This is a genomic window from Kerstersia similis, assembly GCF_965139615.1.
Taxonomy (GTDB): domain Bacteria; phylum Pseudomonadota; class Gammaproteobacteria; order Burkholderiales; family Burkholderiaceae_B; genus Kerstersia; species Kerstersia similis.
In genome coordinates this window covers 202359-223361 of record NZ_CBCSIQ010000003.1, presented here as the reverse complement: position 1 = coordinate 223361, position 21003 = coordinate 202359, and the positions used below count along the sequence as shown (strand labels likewise).

Annotated in this window: 19 protein-coding genes and 1 pseudogene; 14 read left to right on the top strand and 6 right to left on the bottom strand. The window is 63.1% G+C overall.

Going from position 1 to position 21003, the window contains the following annotated elements; translation table 11 throughout:
- Positions 1-16 precede the first annotated feature (16 nt).
- From fmt to ACNA1V_RS03565, 7 genes and pseudogenes are all read left to right on the top strand, one after another.
- The gene (gene fmt, locus ACNA1V_RS03595; protein ID WP_415832213.1) at positions 17-985 is read left to right on the top strand and encodes a methionyl-tRNA formyltransferase; all 969 of its coding nucleotides are present in this window, start codon (positions 17-19) and stop codon (positions 983-985) included.
- On the top strand, positions 982-2310 hold the full coding sequence (gene rsmB / locus ACNA1V_RS03590; protein WP_415832212.1) for a 16S rRNA (cytosine(967)-C(5))-methyltransferase RsmB: 1329 nt from the start codon (positions 982-984) through the stop codon (positions 2308-2310). Before fmt ends, rsmB begins: the two co-directional genes overlap by 4 nt.
- Before the next feature lie 19 nt (positions 2311-2329).
- Positions 2330-2923, top strand: coding sequence for a DUF4390 domain-containing protein (locus ACNA1V_RS03585; RefSeq protein WP_415832211.1), 594 nt, complete (start codon positions 2330-2332; stop codon positions 2921-2923).
- Positions 2920-5245, top strand: a pseudogene (locus tag ACNA1V_RS03580) (sensor histidine kinase). The gene ACNA1V_RS03585 and the pseudogene ACNA1V_RS03580 overlap by 4 nt, the downstream one beginning before the upstream one ends.
- 6 nt (positions 5246-5251) lie before the next feature.
- Positions 5252-5923 (top strand): response regulator, encoded by a 672-nt coding sequence (locus ACNA1V_RS03575; protein ID WP_415832210.1) that lies wholly within the window; start codon positions 5252-5254, stop codon positions 5921-5923.
- The gene (gene trkA, locus ACNA1V_RS03570) at positions 5920-7302 is read left to right on the top strand and encodes a Trk system potassium transporter TrkA (RefSeq protein ID WP_415832209.1); all 1383 of its coding nucleotides are present in this window, start codon (positions 5920-5922) and stop codon (positions 7300-7302) included. Before ACNA1V_RS03575 ends, trkA begins: the two co-directional genes overlap by 4 nt.
- Before the next feature lie 19 nt (positions 7303-7321).
- Positions 7322-8794, top strand: coding sequence for a TrkH family potassium uptake protein (locus tag ACNA1V_RS03565; RefSeq protein ID WP_415832208.1), 1473 nt, complete (start codon positions 7322-7324; stop codon positions 8792-8794).
- A gap of 34 nt (positions 8795-8828) precedes the next feature.
- On the opposite strand, the gene ACNA1V_RS03560 is transcribed toward ACNA1V_RS03565, so the two are convergent.
- On the bottom strand, positions 8829-9737 hold the full coding sequence (locus ACNA1V_RS03560) for a methyltransferase domain-containing protein (protein WP_415832207.1): 909 nt from the start codon (positions 9735-9737) through the stop codon (positions 8829-8831).
- Between the two features lie 121 nt (positions 9738-9858).
- Here ACNA1V_RS03560 and ACNA1V_RS03555 point away from each other — a divergent pair, with 121 nt between their 5' ends.
- From ACNA1V_RS03555 to ACNA1V_RS03545, 3 genes are all read left to right on the top strand, one after another.
- Complete coding sequence (locus tag ACNA1V_RS03555; RefSeq protein ID WP_415832206.1) at positions 9859-10617, top strand: ComF family protein; 759 nt, start codon at positions 9859-9861, stop codon at positions 10615-10617.
- Between the two features lie 193 nt (positions 10618-10810).
- On the top strand, positions 10811-11284 hold the full coding sequence (locus ACNA1V_RS03550; protein WP_415832205.1) for a tRNA (cytidine(34)-2'-O)-methyltransferase: 474 nt from the start codon (positions 10811-10813) through the stop codon (positions 11282-11284).
- A gap of 483 nt (positions 11285-11767) precedes the next feature.
- Positions 11768-12739 (top strand): RpnC/YadD family protein, encoded by a 972-nt coding sequence (locus ACNA1V_RS03545; protein WP_415832204.1) that lies wholly within the window; start codon positions 11768-11770, stop codon positions 12737-12739.
- Between the two features lie 49 nt (positions 12740-12788).
- On the opposite strand, the gene ACNA1V_RS03540 is transcribed toward ACNA1V_RS03545, so the two are convergent.
- From ACNA1V_RS03540 to ACNA1V_RS03525, 4 genes are read right to left on the bottom strand one after another with little or no spacing between them, the layout of a single operon-like run.
- Positions 12789-13853: an NAD(P)H-dependent glycerol-3-phosphate dehydrogenase gene (locus ACNA1V_RS03540; protein ID WP_415832203.1), complete on the bottom strand. Its 1065-nt coding sequence runs from the start codon at positions 13851-13853 to the stop codon at positions 12789-12791.
- Positions 13854-13857: 4 nt separating this feature from the next.
- Positions 13858-14370, bottom strand: a complete 513-nt coding sequence (secB, locus tag ACNA1V_RS03535) for a protein-export chaperone SecB (protein ID WP_415832202.1) — start codon at positions 14368-14370, stop codon at positions 13858-13860.
- Between the two features lie 53 nt (positions 14371-14423).
- The gene (gene grxC / locus ACNA1V_RS03530; protein WP_415832201.1) at positions 14424-14681 is read right to left on the bottom strand and encodes a glutaredoxin 3; all 258 of its coding nucleotides are present in this window, start codon (positions 14679-14681) and stop codon (positions 14424-14426) included.
- Between the two features lie 19 nt (positions 14682-14700).
- On the bottom strand, positions 14701-15117 hold the full coding sequence (locus ACNA1V_RS03525; RefSeq protein WP_415832200.1) for a rhodanese-like domain-containing protein: 417 nt from the start codon (positions 15115-15117) through the stop codon (positions 14701-14703).
- A gap of 208 nt (positions 15118-15325) precedes the next feature.
- On the opposite strand from ACNA1V_RS03525, the gene gpmA reads away from it, so the two are divergent.
- From gpmA to ACNA1V_RS03505, 4 genes are all read left to right on the top strand, one after another.
- Complete coding sequence (gene gpmA / locus ACNA1V_RS03520; protein ID WP_415832199.1) at positions 15326-16075, top strand: 2,3-diphosphoglycerate-dependent phosphoglycerate mutase; 750 nt, start codon at positions 15326-15328, stop codon at positions 16073-16075.
- 32 nt (positions 16076-16107) lie between these two features.
- A complete protein-coding gene (locus tag ACNA1V_RS03515; protein WP_415832198.1) occupies positions 16108-17748 on the top strand; it encodes a murein hydrolase activator EnvC family protein in 1641 nt (546 codons plus the stop codon).
- 78 nt (positions 17749-17826) lie between these two features.
- Positions 17827-19263 (top strand): S41 family peptidase, encoded by a 1437-nt coding sequence (locus ACNA1V_RS03510; protein ID WP_415832197.1) that lies wholly within the window; start codon positions 17827-17829, stop codon positions 19261-19263.
- 12 nt (positions 19264-19275) lie between these two features.
- The gene (locus ACNA1V_RS03505; RefSeq protein ID WP_415832196.1) at positions 19276-20031 is read left to right on the top strand and encodes a HesA/MoeB/ThiF family protein; all 756 of its coding nucleotides are present in this window, start codon (positions 19276-19278) and stop codon (positions 20029-20031) included.
- Positions 20032-20084: 53 nt separating this feature from the next.
- Here ACNA1V_RS03505 and argB read toward each other — a convergent pair whose 3' ends face one another.
- Positions 20085-20990: an acetylglutamate kinase gene (gene argB, locus ACNA1V_RS03500; RefSeq protein ID WP_415832195.1), complete on the bottom strand. Its 906-nt coding sequence runs from the start codon at positions 20988-20990 to the stop codon at positions 20085-20087.
- Positions 20991-21003: the final 13 nt, after the last annotated feature.

Here is a 21003-nt window from a genome sequence, read left to right as displayed (position 1 = left end):
TTCCTGAACCTTACACATGCGACTTGTCTTTGCCGGGACTCCGGAATTCGCACGCATTGCTTTTGATGCGTTGCTGGCAGCGGGCCATGAGATCGTGCTGGTCATGACTCAGCCCGATCGCCCGGCCGGCCGCGGGATGAAGTTGATGGCCAGCCCGGTCAAGCAGGCAGCGCTGGCTGCAGGAATTGAGGTGCTGCAGCCGCGTAGCCTGCGGCTGGATGGCAAGTTTCCGGAAGAAGCCGGGGCTGCCCGTGCTGCCCTGGAGGCGGCGCAGCCTGAGGTCATGATCGTGGCGGCCTATGGCCTGATACTGCCGGCCTGGACGCTGACGCTGCCGCGCCTGGGCTGCCTGAATATTCATGCCAGCCTGTTGCCGCGCTGGCGTGGCGCCGCACCGATTCAACGCGCCATCGAGGCTGGGGATGCGCGTACCGGCATTACCATCATGCAGATGGACGAAGGCCTGGATACCGGCGCGATGCTGCTGGAAAAAAGTACGCCTATCCACGCGCAAGAGAATGCGGCACAACTGCATGATCGCCTGGCGGCATTGGGCGGGCAGGCCATTGTCGAAGCGCTGGCAGCGCTGGAGCAAGGGGCATTGCAGGCCGTGCCGCAGCCCGAGGAAGGCATCTGCTATGCAGCCAAACTGGATAAGGCCGAAGCGCCGCTGGATTTCACTTTGCCTGCCGATGCGCTGGCGCGGCGTATCCGTGCCTTTGACCCAGCGCCGGGGGCGACGATGCGCCTGCCCGGACTGGCCGATCCGGTCAAGGTGTGGGCAGCGCTTGCCTTGCCCGCTGATGAAGCCGCGCGGTGCCAGGCGCCAGGCAGTTTGCTGGCCGTAACGCCGGAAGGCATAGATATTGCCACTGCGGATGGCCGCCTGCGTTTGCTCGTTTTGCAGAAGGCTGGCGGTAAACGCCAGCCGGTGGATGTCTTCGTACGTGGCTGGCAGGCGCCGGCCGGGGAGCAGGGGCGATGAGCACCAACGCAAGCTTGCAGCCGCCCCTGTCGGCATTGTTGCTGGATACGGCGGTCGCTGTAGAGGCAGTGCTGGCCGGGCGCTCCCTGACAGAAGTCCTGGAAGAACTGCCTGCCGCACGGCGTCCGGCCGCCCAGGCTTTGTCCTCGCATGTCATGCGCAAGCTCGGGACAGCCATTGCGGACCGCTCGTTTCTGGTGCATCGCCGGCCCGAGCAACCCTTATTGAACGCTTTGCTGTTGAGCACGCTGGCCTTGCTGGATGCGGCCGTGCGCCACGAACAAGGCCTGGCCTTGCCGCATGAGCCCAACTATGCGCCGCATACCCTGGTGGATCAGGCGGTGGAAGCAGCGGCGAGCCATGCCAAACTGAAGCATTTCAAGGCCTTGGTCAATGCGGTGTCGCGTAGTTTCCTGCGTGAGTTTGGGCAATTGTCGCGGGATGATGATGAAGCGCGCTGGAACTTTCCGCAGTGGTGGGTACGCAAGTTGCAGTTTGCCTACCCGAATGACTGGCAAGCCGTGCTGGAGAGCGCGGCAAGCCCTGCGCCCTTGACGCTGCGGGTGAATCGCCGCCGTGCCAGTGTGGCGCAGGTGGTTCAGGCGCTGGCGGACGCCGGTGTGCAGGCAGAGCCGGCCGGATCCTGGGGCCTGACCTTGCATGGGTCGCATGTGGTGGCGCGTTTGCCTGGCTACGAAGAAGGCTGGTGGTCGGTGCAGGATGCCGGCGCGCAACGGGCCGCAGAGCTGCTGGCACCGCGTGATGGCATGCGGGTGCTGGATGCCTGCGCTGCGCCCGGTGGCAAAACGGCGCATTTGCTGGAGTGCGCCGATGTCGATTTGCTGGCGCTGGATGCCGACGCCGGCCGTTTGAAGCGGGTGCATGAAAATCTGGCGCGTCTGCGCCTGAACGGGCCTGGTGTCCAGGTACGTGCTGCCGATGCGGCCAGGCCGCAGAGCTGGTGGGATGGCCGTCCGTTCGATGCCATCCTGGTCGATGCGCCATGCACGGCATCAGGCGTCGTCAGGCGCCATCCGGATATCCGGTGGTTGCGGCGTGAGGCCGATGTGCAGAAGACGGCAGCCGTGCAGCGCCGGATGCTCGATGCACTCTGGCCATTGCTGGCGCCTGGCGGTCAGCTGTTGTATGTCACATGTTCAGTGTTTTCGGAAGAATGCGCCGGCCAAGCCCGCGCCTTTCTCAAGGCGCATGCGGATGCCGTGGCGCTGACGGCACCGGGGCAGATGCTGCCGGTTGGGGCGAATGCAACACTGTCGCAGCAGCATGACGGTTTTTTCTACGCCTTGTTTGCCAAGCAGGCCTGAATCGCCAAGAATGATGGCTATGCCACGCACTTCTTTTCTCCTCCTCCGAAACCTGCTTGCCTGGGTTTCGCTGTGTCTGGCGGCATGTTTGCTGCCAGCGGGGGCGGCGTTCGCCAACCAGGCGGATATTGCCGTGTCCTTCCGGCATGGTGATGTCGAAATCGACGCACAGCTGCCGTTTGAACTGAATGCGGAGCTGCGCGAAGCGGCAGAGCGCGGCGTGCCGCTGTATTTCAGCGTCGATCTGGAAGTGGATCGCAAGCGCTGGTGGTGGTTCGATGCGACTGAAATCGAGTCGCGCATTACCTGGCGTGTGTTGTACAACGCCTTGACGCGTCAATGGCGCGTGGGCACGGGCGATTTGTCCCTGCCGGTGGCGGGCCTGGAAGAAGCCATGGATGTGGTACGTACCATTCGCGGCTGGCCGGTGGCCAAATTGTCCCAGTTGTCGCCAGGGGTGCGTTATGACGGCCGGTTACGCTTGCGCCTGGATACCTCGCGCCTGTCGCGGCCGTTCCAGATCAACGCCTTTAACAGCAGCGCCTGGACGGCTAGCTCCCCTTGGTACGATTTTTCGTTCAAGGTCCCTGATACGGTGGCGGAAGGCCCATGAGCCAGATGCTGCGCATGGCCTTGCTGTTGGGCGGCGCGTGTGGGCTGGCGCTGCTGGCCATGCTGGTCTGGTCCACAGCCAATGCATCCCGTTTCGCTGAATATTATGATTTGCTGTTGCTGCTCAATGGCGTGCTGGCCCTGGCGATGTTCGTCTGGGTACTGGGGCTTAGCCTGCGCATGTGGCGGCAGTTCCGGCGGCGTGCTTTTGGCGCGCGCCTGACGGCGCGATTTGCGCTGTCGTTTGCCGTGATCGGCGTGGTGCCGGGCGTTGCCATCTATATGCTGTCCGTGCAGTTCATGTCACGCTCCATCGAATCCTGGTTCAACGTGCGCGTCAACGCGGCGCTGGAGGCCGGCCTCAACCTGGGGCGGGCAGCCCTGGATTCGCAGCTGGCCGAGCTTGAGGCGCGCGGGCGCGCCATGCTGCTGGAACTGAACCGCACCAGTGATGCCGATATGGCCTTGGCGCTTACCCGCCTGCGCAATTCACACAATGTGTCGGATGCGATGGTATTTACCAGCAATGGCCGGTCCATCGCCTATTCCACCGAAGGCTATGGCGCGTTGTTGCCGGAGTTGCCGCCGCCGTCCGTCATGAATCAGCTGCGGATTGCGCGCAGCTATGCGGCGGCCGAGTCTGATGAAACCAGCGGCGCTGTCGGGCGTGAACGCTTGTATCTGCGTGTAGTTTTGCCCTTGTCGTCGGATGCGACGATAGACCGCCTGCGGGGTTGGAGTACCGGTGATCCCCGCTGGTTGCAGTTGATCCAGCCAGTGCCGGAACAGATCGCCTATAACGCCAGCCGGGTCCAGGAAGGTTTCCGGGACTATCAGGAACTGTCATTGTCGCGGCTGGGGCTACGCAAGCTGTACGGCATCACATTGACGATGGCCTTGCTGTTGACGGTGTTTGCTTCCGTGGCGGTGGCGCTGGCATTGTCGCGCCGCTTGGTGCGTCCGTTGCTGACGCTGGCTGCGGGTACCAAAGCCGTCAGCGTTGGGGATTACCGGCCTTTGCCGGAGCCGCCAGGCAATGATGAAGTCGGCCAGTTGACCCGTTCGTTCAATGCCATGACCCGGCAGTTGGGCGAGGCGCGCTCCATGGTGGAACGCAACCGCCGGCAGCTGGAGCGTTCCAATGTCTATCTGGAAAGCGTCCTGAGCAATTTGTCATCCGGCGTGCTGGTGTTCGATGAACTGTTTCGCGTCACCATGTTCAATCAGGGCGCGCAGGCCATTCTGCACGCCGACCTGCGGCAGACGGTGGGGCGGCCCCTGGAAACTGTCGATGGCTTGATTGGTTTTGCGACGGTCATCCGCCACGCCTTTTCCTCGCACGAGGCAGTGGACTCGGAAGCGCCATACTGGACGCAGCGTTTTGAGCTGGCATTGCCCGATGACGGGGTCAGCGGCACGGCACAGCAGCCCGCAACCCTGATGGCGCGAGGCACGCATCTGCGCGTGGCCGAGCGCGACAACGGCTATCTGGTCGTTTTCGATGATATTACCGAGTTGATGTCCGCCAGTCGTACGGTTGCCTGGGGTGAAGTAGCGCGGCGGCTGGCGCACGAAATCAAGAATCCGCTGACGCCCATCCAGCTGTCTGCCGAACGTCTGGCCATGAAACTGGCGGACAAGCTGGAAGAAAATGATGCCCGCATGCTGCGGCGGGCGACGCAGACCATCGTTGATCAGGTGGCCTCGCTCAAGCAGATGGTGGATGAATTCCGTGAGTATGCGCGTGCGCCCCAGGCTGTCATGCGGCCGGTGGATTTCAACCGGCTGGTCACGGATGTGCTGGCCCTGTATGGTTGGGATCCGGTGGAGCACGGGACGTCTGGCGCCGCGCATTGGCTGGAAGTGCACCTGGATCCCGAGGCTCCGATTATCATGGGGGACGCGGCCCAGTTGCGCCAAGTTATCCATAATTTACTGAGTAATGCCAGGGATGCCATTGTCGAACAGGAAGAACAAGGTAAAGTCCGGGTAAGAACCGTACGGGCCTTGACTGCGCGGGCTGATGGCACGGAGCAGCCGGCCCTCCGGTTCTCGGTGTCGGATACGGGCAAGGGGTTTGCCGCGCATGTGCAGCAACGGGTGTTCGAACCCTACGTCACCACCAAATCCCATGGTACGGGTCTGGGCCTAGCCATTGTCCGTAAAATCGTGGATGAACATGGTGGCCAGATTGATTTGGGCAACCGCAAGGAAGGCGGCGCGAGGGTGACCATTCTGTTGACCCGGTTGGCACCGGCATCGACTTCGGCGAAACTGGACGGCGCGGGGCCAGAACAGGGATAATGCAGCAAGCGATAGGTGAGAGGTTATGGCCAGAATCCTGGTAGTGGACGACGAAGTTGGCATACGCGAGCTGTTGTCCGAAATTCTCTATGACGAAGGGCATACGGTCGAACTGGCCGAAAATGCCAGTCAGGCACGGGCCGCCAGGCAGGCGTTCCGGCCTGACTTGGTGCTGCTCGACATCTGGATGCCGGACACCGATGGCGTCAGCCTGCTCAAGGAGTGGAGCGCCCAGGGGTTGCTGGATATGCCGGTCGTCATGATGAGCGGGCACGCGACCATAGATACCGCCATGGAGGCGACGCGCATCGGTGCGATCGACTTCCTGGAAAAGCCCATCACGCTGCAGCGCTTGCTCAAGACCGTAGAGAATGGCCTGGCCCGTCGTCGGGTGGTGCCTGCGCAGGCGACGGCAAGCACGCCGGCGGCGCCTCAGCCGCAGCGGGCCGTGCAGGATGCGGCAGCGCCCAGCGTCGAACAGGAGTCGCCTGCGAATGGCCGGCTTGGCGAAATTTCCCTGGATCTGCCGCTGCGTGAAGCCCGGGATGCCTTCGAACGCATTTATTTCGAGTATCACCTGGCACGCGAAGGTCACAGCATGACGCGTGTGTCCGAGCGTACCGGGCTGGAGCGTACACACTTGTATCGCAAGCTCAAACAGTTGGGTATCGAGGCTACGCGCAAGCGTTCATCATGAAAATCCTGATCGTCGGCGCTGGGCGAGTCGGTGTCAGCGTCGCGGAAAATCTGGTTTCCGAGCGCAACGACATTACCGTTGTCGATATGAATGCGGAGCAATTGGCGCCGCTGCAAGAGCACTTCGACCTGCGCGTGGTGCATGGGGATGCCTGCCAGGTGTCCGTGCTGCGCAAGGCGGGTGCCGATGACGCTGACCTGCTGATTGCCTGTGCCAGCCTGGACGCCGTGAACTTGGTGGTCTGTAAGCTGGCGCGGCAGGTGTTCAACGTGCCGCGCCGGATTGCCAGGGTACGCTCCGCCGAACTGCCGGAAATGCCGGAGTTGCTGGGCGAAGGCGGTTTTTGCGTGGATGCCGTGATCAGCCCGGAGCGCAGCGTCAGCGGCTACCTGAACAAGCTGATCGAATTCCCCGAAGCCCTGCAGATGGTTGAGTTCGCCAACGGCCGCCTGAGCGTGATGGCGCTGCGGGTGGGCGAAGGCAGCCCGCTCGTGGCGCGTCGTACCGATGAATTGACCAGTGTGTTTCCGGGGATCAATGCCAGGGTCATTGATGTGGTGCGGCGCGGCCGCTCCTTGCTGCCGCGCCCGGAATTGCGGGTGGCCGTCGGCGATGAAGCGCTGGTCGTGGTGGATACCCTGCATGCGCGGCGCGCCGTGCGCCAGGTGCGCAGTGCCGAGAAAAGCGTCAGCCGCGTCATGATTGCGGGTGGCGGCAACATCGGCATCCGCGTGGCGCGAGAGCTGGCGGCCGATGGCTACAACATTCGGGTGATCGAGCGTGATATCAAGCGTTGCGAATACCTGGCTGAAACACTGCCGGATCATGTGCTGGTTCTGCACGGCAGCGGTACGGATGAAGATTTGCTCGAAGGCGAAAGCATCGAGGACATGGATACCTGGCTGGCCTTGACCAGTGACGACGAGGACAACATCATGTCGTCGCTGCTGGCCAAGCGCCTGGGGGCCCGCAAGGTGATTGCACTGATCAACCGGCAGGCCTATGGCGAACTGATGCAGGGCAGCCATATCGACGTGGCCATTTCACCGGCACAGGCCACCATGAGCGAACTGCTGCGCCATGTGCGGCGCGGCGACATTGTCGCGGTTCACCGTTTGCGTCAGGGCATGGCCGAAGCGCTGGAAGTGATTGCGCATGGCGATCGGCGTACTTCCAAGGTGGTGGGGCGCAGGGTCGAGGATGTCCGTTTGCCGCGTGGCGCCCGTATTGTCGCGCTGGTGCGTGGCGAAGAGCAGATCATCATGGCCGATGACGATACGGTCATCGAAACCGATGATCATGTGATCGTATTCGCCCCGACCAGACGCCAGATTCCGCAGATAGAAAGCCTGTTCCAGGTCAGCGCGGCCTTCTTCTGATAACTAGACAGCAATCGCCATGAGCCGTCGTTTCTTTGCCGTGCTGCACCTGCTGGGCGTGACGGTGACGCTGTTTGCATGCGCCATGCTGCTGCCTGTGGCGGTGTCGGTCGCCACCAATGACGGTGCGCTGCCTGTGTTCGAGGACAGCTTTTTGATAGCCTTCGGCCTGGGCGTGCTGTTCTGGCTGCTTGGCCGCTGGCGGCGTGGTGAGCTGCGTCCCCGGGATGGGTTCATGCTGGTGTCGGTGGTGTGGGTCAGTTTGCCGGCATTGGCAGCCATCCCTCTGTACCTGTATTTCTTGCGAGCCGGGACGCCGATCACGGTGGCGCATGCCTATTTCGAAGCGATGTCCGGGCTGACGACAACGGGAGCGACGGCGTTGACAGGCCTGGACAGCCTGCCGATGTCCATCAACCTCTGGCGTACAACACTGGTCTGGCTGGGGGGCATGGGGATTCTGGTGCTGGCCGTGGCCGTGTTGCCGCTGCTGGGGGTCGGTGGCCATCAGGTATTCCGTGCAGAAGTCCCGGGGCCGATCAAGGATGAAAAACTGACGCCGCGCATTGCGGAAACGGCCAAGGCACTCTACGCCATTTATGTCAGCATTTCCCTGGTGTGCTTCGTTTGCTATCGCTTTGCAGGCCTGTCCTGGTTTGATTCCTGGACGCATATGTCATCGACCATGGGCCTGGGCGGTTTCTCTACCTATGACGATGGCTTCATGCATTTTGACTCCCCGGCGGTAGAGGCCGTGGCGATGGTTTTCATGCTGATTGCCGGGATCAATTTCGCGACGCATTTCCAGGCTTTCCGGTTTCGCAGCTTCCGTCCGTATCGCCGCTGCCCTGAAGCGATTCCCTATCTGGCCACCTTGTTGTCCCTGTGTGTGCTGGTGTCGGCCTATTTGTATTGGCATTACCCGCATGACGGGGTGCTGGACGCCTTGCGCAAAGGCTTCTTCAATACGATATCGGTGGGGACGACAACGGGTTTCGCCAATACCGATTACGCACTCTGGCCGATTCTGCTGCCCTTGACCATGCTCTTGGCCGGGTCTTTCTGTACCTCGGCAGGATCTACCGGTGGTGGCATCAAAATGATCCGGGTGGTGCTGTTGTTCAAGCAGGCGCGCCAGGAAATGCGCAGCCTGCTACACCCTCATGCCGTGATGCCGGTGCGTGTGGCGGGCCGCATCGTACCGCAACGCCTGATGATCTCCATCCTGGCGTTCATGTTGCTGTATGTCCTGTCGATGGGGGTGTTCAGCGCGCTGATGCTGATGAGCGGGCTGGACGCATTGACGGCCCTGACAGCCGTCTTCGCCATGATCAACAATATCGGCCCGGGCCTGGGGGCAGTCGGCCCCATGGGGAACTACGCGGGCATGACGGATTTCCAGGCGTGGATATGCACGTTTGCCATGCTGATCGGACGCCTGGAGTTGTTTACCGTCCTGGTGCTGTTCCTGCCTGACTTCTGGCGCCGTTGAGCGCGCCGCATGCCTGGTGAGGGGCGGCCGGGGGTCAGGGCTGTTTGCGGCCGATGGCGCTGACCGATAGGCGGGTCTCTCCGCCCACCTGCCGCGCTGCGGCGCGCCAGGCATGGCCGTATGACACTTCCACGCTCAGCGCGATGCGGCCGTCTGCGCTGCGACGCTCGTTCAGTGCATCTTTCAGGCGTTGCAGCCAGCGGCGTCCGGGCAGGGCGGCACGTCGGCCCACGGCAGGGTTGCCGCCCAGTGCATGAACATCTTCCAGCAGACGTTCCGGCGTTTCGTAGGTCAGTGTCAGGGTTTCCTGATCCATGACGGGATCGGCAAAACCGTTTTCGACCAGTTGATCGCCGAAATCATGCATGTCCACAAACGCCGGGGTGACAGTCTCCAGGCCAGCGCTGGCGAGCGCCTGCCGCAGTTCGATAAAGGTGCCCGGGCCCAGCCAGGAAAACATTGCCAGGCCTCCGACTTTCAGCACCCTGCGCCATTCGGCCAGGACGGCGTCGGGCTGGGGATGCCAGTGCAGCGCCAGATTGGACCAGACCAGCTCCAGGGATTCCGCAGGCAGGCCGGTGGCTGCCATATCGGCCTGGATGAAACGCGGTGCCGTATCACGCCGCCGCAGCGTATCCAGCCAGGTACGGAAACTGCCGGGGGCATGGCGCAGACGGGCGAGTTCCAGCACCGGGGCGCTGTGATCCACGCCCGCGTAACTGGCTTGCGGATAGCGCGCCTGCAGTAGCGGCAGGGCATGGCCAGCGCCACAACCCGCATCCATCAGCGCGCCTGGCGTAATACGGATATAGCGCAGGCGCTCTTCCATGCGGGCCGCGATCTCGTCATACAGGAAGCGCCCGCCGGCCAGATCCCCACGACGGGAGAATTGCAGCATGACATGACGAGGATCCAGGGGCAGGCGTGGCGGAGTGGTGGACATTTTCTGCTCGCATGGGCTGGACGGCAAACCATGCTTGGTATGGGATGGACGCTGTGCAGTGTACGCGCACTTGCGCCACGGCGTGAAGTCTGTGGGCAGGAATGAAAATGGGGAGGTGGGAATGGGTAAGCTCATGGTGGACTGGCGGGCGGTGCTCGCGCGCTGCGCTGCTTGGACAGCGCCGCTGCTGGCGTGGGTATCGTCACAGTGCCCCTTGTGCCGGGCGCCTGCTGCCAGTGGCCGGTTTTGCGGCTTGTGCGGCGTATGCCGGGCCGCGCTGCGGCAAGGCAGCGGCCAGTTGCCGCCTGCCAGTCTGGAGGGTGTTGATGCCCTGTGCCATGCCTTTGCCTATGAGGCGCCGGGGGATGTGCTGATCTGGCAATACAAGGTTGGGCTGCGCCTGCGCCATGCCAGGCTCCTGGCGGGACTGATGGCCGATGCCTGGCGCGCGCAGCAGCCATGGGCTGCCGGGCTGCCGTGCCAGGCTGGAGCGCCGGTACTGGTGCCGGTGCCGTCCAGCCGGCGTTCTCTGTTGCGGCGCGGGTTCAACCCGGCACGTGAGTTATCGCGCCATCTGGCAGGCCAGCTCATGCTGCGGGAACGCCCGGACTGGCTGTTGCGCCATGAAACGGCGCACAAGCAGGCGGTCCTGGGACGGCGGGCACGCAGTGCAATCCGGGATGGCGTATTTCATTGTCCTGCCGCCATTCCTGGCGCTGTGGTCATTCTGGTGGACGATGTGGTGACGACAGGCAGCACGGCCAGTGCGGCGGCACTGAGCTTGAAAGCTGCCGGCGCCGCATGGGTCGGCGTGCTGGCGGCGGCCCGGGTACCGCCGCTAGGCAGGCCGTCGATGCTGGCGCACGCGGAGAGGGAGTGAACGCCAATTGCCCAATGCCCAAGTACGCGCAATCGCCAGTAACCTGAAATATCGTTATTACGATATTCAACCATATTGAATAGTGATAATTCAGGCATGCTGGCTGCAGCAGCTCGTTTGTCCGTACCGGGAAGGGCGGGGTTGATGGCGCCGAAAGTGCGCGCAGATAGCGCGGCAGTGGCAAAATAGCGCCATGTTTCATGTCATCCTTGTTCATCCGGAAATCCCGCCGAATACCGGCAATGCCATCCGCCTGTGCGCCAATACCGGTGCGCAGCTACATCTGGTGCGCCCGCTGGGCTTTGACCTCGATGATGCGCGCTTGCGCCGCGCCGGGCTTGACTACCATGAATGGCAGCCGATGAAAGTACACGACTCCCTGGCTGACGCACTGGCGGCCACGGGGGCGCCACCCGAGCGTTGCTTTGCGCTGACGACCCAGGGCGCGCGCAGTATTGCGGGAGTGGGGTTTCAGCCGGGCGATGTGTTCGTCTTCGGCCGCGAGACAGCCGGGCTGGCAGAGGCCGAGCTGGCGATTTTCCAGGCGCCGCAGCGCATACGCTTGCCCATGCGGCCAGGGCAGCGCAGCCTGAACCTGTCCAATGCCGTCGCCGTCACCGTGTTTGAAGCCTGGCGCCAGCAAGATTACGCGGGCTGCGCTCTCTAAGCGGGCTTGCGCTGGCGGCAGGACCGCCGCGTAACGCAGGTCAGGCGCGTCAGGGACCGAGTGTGCCACCCGTTTGCAAACGGATTGCCGCAGGAGGTTGTGGGTGAGGTCCCGGCCGCTGGGCGCGTCGTTTTTGACACGCTTTTGTCCCGCCGCGATTCGCCTGACGCTAGGCTATGCCTGTTCGCCTTGTCAGGAGCACCCGTGCGCAAGCTTATGCCCTCCTCCGGCCTCTTGCGCCGGCAGTCCGCCCTGTCCAGGGCGAGGCCTGTATGGCTGACCCCTGCCCCTCCGGCGGCATCTTCCGCCTCCAGCGCTGCCTGCGTGCCGGGCGGGCGGGGATATCTGGCGGCAGCGGCCGGCTCGGTACAGGTGCCATCGTTATCGCGACGGGCCCATGAAACCTCCCGAATGCAATATCGGATCCTGCCCTTTGCTGCAGGCCGGGTGTGTTCGCCACCGGCATGGGACAGGACGGAGGTGGTGTCCGCCCTTAAGGCGGTGGATGAGGCGCCGGGCACAGACTTTGATGGCCACTGGAAGGATGCACTGGAAACCTTGCTGGAACCTTGTGTGGCTTTGTTCTGGCCTACTCTGCATGCCGATATTGACTGGGCGCGCGCGCCGGATTTCTTGGATAAGGAACTGCGTGCCCTGGCTCCCGGCCGTCGGCGTAGCCGTCGTTACCTGGATAAGCTGGTACGTGTTTATCTGAAGTCTGGCGAGCCGACGCTGATGCTGCTGCATCTGGAAATACAGCAACGTCTCGCGAGCCATTTTGCTCGTCGCATGTATGGCTATTTCGCCAGAATTCAGGAACGTTTTCCAGCAGATGCTATCTTGCAGTTCGCCATCATCACCCGCAGCCGCAGGCAAGCGGATGCGCTGCATTATCACTATGCTCCGAAAGGTCAGGATTTTCTGAGTCTGAGCTACCGCGTGCCGGTGGTACATTTGCAAGACTGGGCTGGCCAGGAGCACGAATTGCGCCGCCTGGCCCCCGGCAATCCCTTTGCCATCGTCATCCTGGCGGAACTGGCTGCAGCCAGGCGCAGTGCCCCGCAAACGCGCCTGGAAGAAAAAAAGCAGTTGGTGCGCAGTCTTTATGACTATGGCTGGCCGCCCAAACGCATCCGGCAGCTGTTTATCTTCATTGACGGCATCCTGGCGCTACCGGCCAGCCTGGACGAAGATTTCTGGCAATCACTGGCAAGTTTCGAGGAGGAGCGCAATATGGCCTACATCAGCAGTGTGGAACGCATTGGTATCCGCAAGGGCTTGGAACAAGGGCGCAATGAAGGTATGGCTTTCCTGCTGCGTGAGCAGCTGGAAAGCCGTTTTGGCGCCTTGTCGGCCGAAGACAGGATGAGGTTGAGTCAGGCGGATGGCAGCAGCCTGAGAGTCTGGGCTCGGCGGCTGCTAAATGCCAAAACCCTGGAAAGCATCTGGCAGTAAGCCTGGCTTGAAGGCACAGGGCTTCAATACACGGTCGGGAATGACCGGCTCAGCGGTGCGCCGGTGATTCCGTGGCCCTGGCTTCGCGTGACAGCAGTGTCGCGACAGCCTGTTCCGGCGTTTGCGTGCCATCAAGGACTTGGCAGACCGCAGCGGTAATGGGCATATCGACGTTCAGGGCCAGGGCGCGTTGCCAGGCAGCCTGGGCACAGCGTACGCCTTCGGCTGTCATGCCGTCGGCGAGAATGGCGTCCAGTGTCATGCCATGTCCGAGTGCCAGACCAACACGGCGGTTGCGCGACAGATCACCTGTCGCGGTCAGCACCAGATCACCGAGGCCTGTCAGGCCAGAGAAGGTCGCGGCCTGTGCGCCCAATGCGATTCCCAGGCGTGTCATTTCTGCCAGGCCGCGGGTAATCAGTGCGGCACGGGCGTTGGTGCCCAGCTCCAGGCCATCGGCGATCCCGCAGGCGATGGCCATGACATTCTTGAGTGCACCGCCGATTTCCACGCCGATGACATCGTCGCTGCCATAAACGCGTACCGGACCGCCATGCAGTGCCATGGTGGTGACGGCGCGTGCGTGTGGGGCGGAACTGGCAACAGTCAGTGCAACCGGCAGGCCACGGGCCACTTCCTGTGCGAACGATGGGCCGGAAAGCACACCGGTGGCGACCCCTGGAATGCCGTCGAGCAGGCGGCGGCTGATTTCATAGGGCAGCTCGCCCGTCTGGGCGTCAAAGCCCTTGCAGGTGCGCAAGACCGTCAGGCCGGGCAGTGGCCGCGCCAGCAGGGCGGCGGCCAGGCTGGCGCAAGTGGCTGACAGCCCGGCGACCGGGATGCCCAGAATGAGCAGGGGAGCGTGATCGCCGGCAAGGTGGGCCAGGGCGGCGTCAAGGCCGTGACCGTAGCGCAGGTTGTCGGGCAGCTTGATGCCAGGCAGATAGCGCGCATTCTCGTGCGTGTCGGCCAATGTGGCCGAGGCTTCGGGTGAACGCGCGACCAACATGGCATCGCCATGCCGGCTGGCGGCGGCTGCCAGGGCCGTGCCCCAGGCGCCAGCGCCCAGGACGGCAATCCGGGCTTGGCGGTCAGCTTCCCTTGTGGCGGACATCGGCTTATTGGCGGGTTGCGCCGGGAGGCAGAATGATGCCGCTGTCGGCTTGTTCCACCTGTTGCTGCTGCAGTTCGGCAATGCGTTGCTCGTAGAGCGCCTGGAAATTGACTTCGGCCAGGTGCAGCGTCGGCAGCGAGGTGCGAGTGATCGCGTCGGCGATGTTGGCACGCAGGTAGGGGTACAGCATGGTCGGGCAAACGATGCCCAGCAGCGGATCCATTTGCTCGCCGGGGATGTTGGCCAGTTCGAAGATACCGGCTTGCGTGCCTTCAACCAGGTACAGCACCTTGTCGTTGATGCGCGTGGTGACCGTGGCCGTCACGGTGGATTCGAACACGGTTTCCGCCAGGCGCTGGCCGCCGACGTTGATGCTGACTTCCACCTTCGGGCCTTCCTGTTCCAGGAAGATTTGCGGCGCATTGGGCATCTCGACCGACAGGTCCTTGAGGTAAACGCGCTGCATGCTGAAGGACGGTGCGGCTTGGCCGTTGGCTTGTTGTTCCTGGTCGGACATGGTGTTTCCTGCGAAAAATGGTTGCAATAGAAATGGGTAACAGGCCGGCGGTATCAGCCGGCGAGCAGCGTCTGCAGCCCGCCAGCGCGATCCAGCGCGGCCAGGTCGTCGAAGCCGCCGACATGCGTATCGCCAATATAGATCTGCGGTACGGTGCGCCGGCCCGTGGCGGCGATCATGACATCGCGTTGTGACGGGTCGGTGTCGATGCGGATTTTTTCGATCTGTTCCACGCCGCGCTGACGCAGCAGCATTTCGGCACGGACACAGTACGGACAGACGGCCGTGCAATACATGCGGACGGGATTCATGGCAGCAGCTCCGGAAAACTTAGCGTTTGCCGCCGGAAAGCGGCATGCCGGCCTGGCTCCAGGCACGCAGCCCGCCGTCCAGGTTGGCGATGTCGGTGTGGCCCTTGGCCTTCAGTGTGGCGATGATGCGTGCCGTATCGCGGCCGGTATCACTGACAACCAGCAGGGGCCGGTTCTTGGGCAGGGCGTCGGCTTTCTGCTCGACTTCGCTGGCCGCGATGTGGCGGGCCTGGGCGATATGGCCTTTCTGGAAGGCTTCGCTGGTGCGTACGTCGATGACCAGGGCGTTCTTGTGGTTGATGTATTGCACGGCAGCGGCGGGTGCCAGGCTGGTGCCCATGCGGCTGCGGCTGATGGCAGGCCAGGCGAGCATGATGCCGGACAGCAGCACCACGGCGATGAGCATGAGGTTTTCAGGCGAATAAATGAAGTCCACTTCGTATTTCCTGCGGGCTGGCGCGGGCGGCAGGGATGCGGCCCGGATTGATCTGAATAGCAGATATTACCGCAGTCGCGCCACACCGGTGGCACCCAGGGGGCAGTGAATGACACGGGGAATGGGCAGAGGAATGCCGCAAGCGCCGCCACACGCTGCCGAAGCCATTAAAATGGACGGGTTCTACAACTCTTTTTGAAAGCCCGCCATGTATAAATTAGTGTTGATGCGTCACGGCGAAAGCCAGTGGAACCTTGAAAACCGCTTCACCGGCTGGACCGATGTCGATCTCACGGAAACCGGCCGCGAACAGGCAAGGCAGGCAGGCGAGCTGCTCAAGCGCGAAGGCTATACCTTTGACGTGGCCTTTTCGTCTGTTCTCAAGCGTGCCATCCGTACCGCCTGGATTGCGCTGGACGCCATGGACGCCATGTATGTGCCGCTGGGCTTGAGCTGGCGTCTCAACGAGCGTCACTATGGGGCGCTGCAAGGTCTCAACAAAGCCGAGACCGCCGCCAAGTATGGTGACGAGCAGGTGCTGATCTGGCGTCGTGCCTACGCCATTGCACCGAACCCGCTGGATATCGACGATCCGCGCCACCCGCGTTTCGACCCGCGCTATGCTCGTGTGCCGGCTGAAAACCTGCCGGCGACGGAATGCCTGAAGGACACGGTGGATCGCGTGGTGCCGTTCTGGAACGAATCCATCGCGCCGGCCATTCGCGCCGGCCGCAAGGTGCTGGTGGCGGCGCATGGCAACAGCCTGCGCGCCCTGATCAAGTACCTGGATGGTGTTTCCGAAGAGGAAATCGTCAACCTCAATATTCCGACGGGTCAGCCGCTGGTCTATGAGCTGGATGAAAATCTGCGTCCGATCCGCCATTACTACCTGGGCGATCCCGAGGCCATCGCGGCGGCGGTTGCCGCCGTGGCTGCGCAGGGCAAGGCCGCGAAGTAATAGAAGGCTGGCATTCACAGGGGCTGTCCATCATGAATCTCCGTCCGGGCGCGTGGTGCCGCCTGTGCCGATCGAGCTTGCTGTGGTTGGCGCTGTTGGCGCCGCCATTGGCGGGCGCGGCGCCGGACACGCAGCAGGTGAGTGACAGCCAGCGTGAAGCGCAGGAGCGCCGCAAGGAACTGCAGCAACGGATTCGTACCGTGCAGCAGGAACTTGAATTGCGTGAAGGAGAGCGCAAGGATGCGGCAGATGCCCTGCGCCAGTCCGAACAGGCGCTTTCCGACAGCAACCGGCGTCTGCATGAACTGGCCGAACAGGCCCGCCAGCAGCAAGCGGTATTGACGCGCCTGGAGCGTGACATCGCCGCCTTGCAGAAGGATCTCGAGCAGCGCCGCCAGATTCTGGCGGGCCAGCTGCGCGAACAATATGCCAATGAGTTGTCGCCCTGGAGCGTTTGGCTGTCAGGCGGCGACCCGCAAGATAATGGCCGTCAGCTGGCCTATCTGGATTATGTGGCGCAGGCGCGCGCAGAAACCGTGCGTGGCCTGGACGCCGAAATCAGTCGCCTGGAGACGCTGCAGGCGGAGCAGCGCGCTGGCAACGAGCGTCTGGTCGCCTTGAATCGTGATGCCGAGGCCCAGCGCAGCCAGCGCGCGGCGCAGCAGCGAGAGCGCGCGGCTGTGCTGGCGCGGCTGGAAGATCGTATTCGCGCCCAGCGTGTCGAGGCCAGTCGCCTGAGCCGCGATGATGAACGGCTGGGCCGCCTGGTCGATGACCTGGGCAAGCAGTTGGAAGCGGCGAGGCGTGCTGCCGAGGTGCGCCGGCAGGCCGAGTTGCGGCGCCAGGAAGAATTGCGTGTGGCGCGCGAAAAGGCAGAAGCCGAGCGCCGGGCACGCCAGGCCGCGGCGCGCGCCGCTGCGCAGCAGGTGGCCGCAGAAAAGGCCGCAGCGGAGCGTGCTGCCCAGCGCGCCAGTGAACGTGAACGTGCGCTGGCTGCTCGTGAGACCGCCACGCAAGGCGGGCCGGTTTCCACGTTGCGGCAGGTTGAGGGGCCGCGTCTGGGGGCGAGCGCCGCCGCGCCGGCACCTGCCTTGGCGCAGGCGGAACTGCCGCGCGAAGAGCCGGTCGAAACCGTAGATGTCAGGCCTGCGGAACCGCCAGCACCCGCACCTGTCGAACCGACGGTAACGCAGCTGCCGGCACAACCGGCGCAGCCCGTGCAACGGACGGAACGGACGGCTGTGGCGGCAGTGGCGCCCGGCGGCCAGGGGCAGGCAGGGTTGAGCAATGGTTTGCGTACGGGCCTGAAAGCGCCGTTGTCCGGCCAGGTGCTGGCTCGTTTCGGCACGCAGAAACCGGATGGCGGCGCGTGGCGCGGCCAGCTGATCGCGGCGCCGGAAGGGACGGCGGTGCGGGTCATTGAATCCGGCACGGTGGTGTATGCGAACTGGCTGCGAGGCTTCGGCAATATCATCATCGTTGACCATGGCCGGGATTACTTGTCTGTTTATGCCCACAACCAGAGCCTGCTCAAACAGGTCGGTGATGCGGTGGCCCGTCAGGAAGCCATTGCACTGGCGGGCGCGACAGGCGGACAGGTGGATTCGGGCCTATACTTCGAGGTCAGGCATCGTGGGACGCCTGTCGATCCGGCGCGTTTCATTGCGCGTTGAGCCCGGCGGCACGATACCCTGGCAGGGCGGCAATCTATCGCCGGCGTTTCCACCGCCGGCCTTCATACGGGAATGTGCATGAGCACTCGTAAAACGCGGAGTTTCGGCCTGGTTGCCTTGGGCGCCGTGGCCGGCGTATTGACCAGTATCGGCATCAGTGCCGTGGCGGAGCGCAGCGGCACACCATTGCCGCTGGATGAGCTGCGCCAGTTCACCAGCGTCTTCGGCGCCATCAAGAACAACTACGTCGAACCGGTCACTGATACCAATCTCATCAATGGTGCCATTTCCGGCATGCTGTCGAGCCTGGATCCGCATTCGGCCTATCTGGATGCAGAAGCCTTCGAGGATATGCAGACGGCGACGCAGGGCGAATTCGGCGGCCTGGGGATCGAAGTCGGCGCAGAGGACGGCTTCGTCAAGGTCATTTCGCCTATCGAGGATACGCCTGCCGCCCGTGGCGGCGTGCTGGCCGGCGACCTGATCATCAAAATCGACGATACGCCGACCAAGGGCATGACCTTGACCGACGCCGTCAAGCTCATGCGTGGCGCGCCCAAGACGCCGATCCGCCTGACCATTGTGCGCGATGGTGTGGATCAACCCATCGTGATCGACATCGTGCGCGACGTCATCAAGGTGCGCAGCGTGCGCAGCAAGATGCTGGACGACGGCTACGGCTATGTCCGTGTGTCGCAGTTCCAGGAGCGCACCGGGGCCGACCTGGTGCAGCATTTGCGTGAGCTGGGCCGCGACGGCGCGCCCAAGGGCCTGGTGCTTGACCTGCGCAATGACCCGGGTGGCCTGCTGACGGGCGCCATCGGCGTATCGGCAGCTTTCCTGCCGCCGGACGTCCTGGTGGTGTCCACGGATGGCCGCGCGCCGGAATCGCGCCATCGTTATCTGGCCAACCCCGTTGATTTCGCCCGTGGCGAAAGCAATTACATGCGGGAATTGCCTGAATGGGCCAAGACCGTGCCGCTGGTGGTGCTGGTGAACGCAGGTTCGGCATCGGCGTCGGAAATCGTGGCGGGCGCGCTGCAGGACCACAATCGTGCCAAGGTCATGGGCAACCGTACGTTCGGCAAGGGTTCGGTGCAGGTCATCCTGCCGTTGTCCGAAAATACCGGCATCAAGCTGACCACCTCGCGTTACTACACGCCGAATGGCAGTTCCATCCAGGCCAAGGGTATCGAACCCGACATCGTTGTGTCCGATACCGAGAAGGGCGATCTGTTCCGCTTGCCGCGCGAGGCGGATCTGCAGCGCCACCTGTCGAACAAGCAGACGCCGGAAGAAGAAGTTCGTTCCAATGAACTCGATAAGGAACAGTTGAAAGACTTCAAGATGTTCGAGTTCGGCGGTGCGGATGACTTCCAGCTGCGCCAGGCGATCAACCTGCTGGAGGGCAAGCCTGTGGAAACCGGCGGACCTGGCGGTACGACGGTCGTGGAAACGGCGCCTGCAGTGCCCCAGCGCATTACGGTCGATGGCGTCGTGCCCGGCAAGAAGTGATGACCGGCCGTCATGAATGACGATCAGTTGTTGCGCTATGCCCGCCACATCCTGCTGGATGAGGCGGGCATAGAAGCCCAGCAGTGCTGGCTGGACAGTACCGCGCTGGTGGTCGGTGCTGGCGGCCTGGGGTCGCCGGCGGCGCTATATCTGGCTGCCGCAGGCGTGGGACGCCTCATTCTGGTCGATGATGACCGGGTTGAACTCAGCAATCTGCAGCGCCAGGTGCTGCATGACACGACCACGGTAGGCGAATACAAGGCCGAATCCGGCAAGCAGGCGCTTGCGCGCCTGAACCCGGAAGTGCAGGTGCAGGCCGTCTGCCAGCGGCTGGATGAGGCCGGGCTGGAAGCCCTGGCAGCGGATGCCGATGTGGTGCTGGATTGCACCGACAATTTCGAGACGCGCCATGCAATCAATCGGGTCTGCGTCCGTCTGGGCAAGCCACTGGTCATGGGGGCAGCCATCCGTTTTGATGGGCAGATCAGTGTGTTCGATACCCGTCAGGCCAGTTCACCCTGTTACCACTGCCTGTTTCCGGAATCTGATGAGCCGGATACCATGACTTGCGCCACCTCTGGCGTGTTTGGCCCGGTGGTGGGCATGATAGGCGCGATGCAGGCGGCCGAGGCGCTCAAGCTGCTGGCGGGTATGGGCCAGACGCTGAGCGGACGGCTGTGGCGCCTGGAGGCGCTTGGTATGCAGTGGCGCAGCGTCAAGGTCGTGCGCGATCCGGGCTGTCCGGTCTGTGGCGAGCGCCACGGCTGATGCAGTGGGAGCGGCAGCTTGAAATGCCGCTCCGGAGTCAGGATGCGCCGGGTTCAGGCGCCCTGGATCATCGTTCCCACACCCTTGTCCGTCAGGATTTCCAGCAGCAGGCAGTGCGGCACGCGGCCATCGACCACGTGTACCGAATTCACGCCATTGCGGGCTGCGTCCAGGGCGGAGGAAATCTTGGGCAGCATGCCGCCGGAGATCGTGCCGTCCTCGAACATGGCGTCGATCGTCGCTGCCGATAGGCGCGTCAGCAGCTTGCCGTCCTTATCCAGCACGCCGGGGGTGTTGGTCATCATGACCAGCTTTTCCGCGCCCAGCACTTCCGCCATCTTGCCGGCGACGACATCGGCATTGATGTTGTAGGCATTGCCGTCTTCGCCATAGCCGATGGAAGAAATCACCGGGATGAATTGATCATCCTGCAATGCCTTGACCACGGCAGGTTCGATGCGGGCGATGTCGCCAACGAAACCCAGGTCGATCTTCTGGCCGGGGTGCTCGCGGTCGTCCATCAGTTTGTGCGTAGCCTGGATCAGCCCGCCATCCTTGCCTGTCAGGCCGACGGCCTTGCCGCCGGCAGCGTTGATCATCATCACGATGTCTTGCTGCACCTGGCCACCCAGCACCCACTCCACCACTTCCATGGTTTCTTCATCAGTCACCCGCATGCCCTGGATGAACTTGCCCTGCTTGCCCAGGCGTTGCAGTGCATTGTCGATCTGGGGGCCGCCGCCGTGCACGACGATCGGGTTCAGGCCCACCAGCTTCAACAGCACCACATCGTGGGCAAAGCTGCGCTGCAGGCGCTCTTCGGTCATGGCATTGCCGCCGTACTTGACCACGATGGTCTTGCCGTGGAACCGGCGGATATAGGGCAGGGCTTCCGACAGCACTTCGGCCTTGATGTCCGAGGGCAGTTGCGCGGTAGTGAGAGTAGGGGAATCAGACATGGCGGATCGGGTC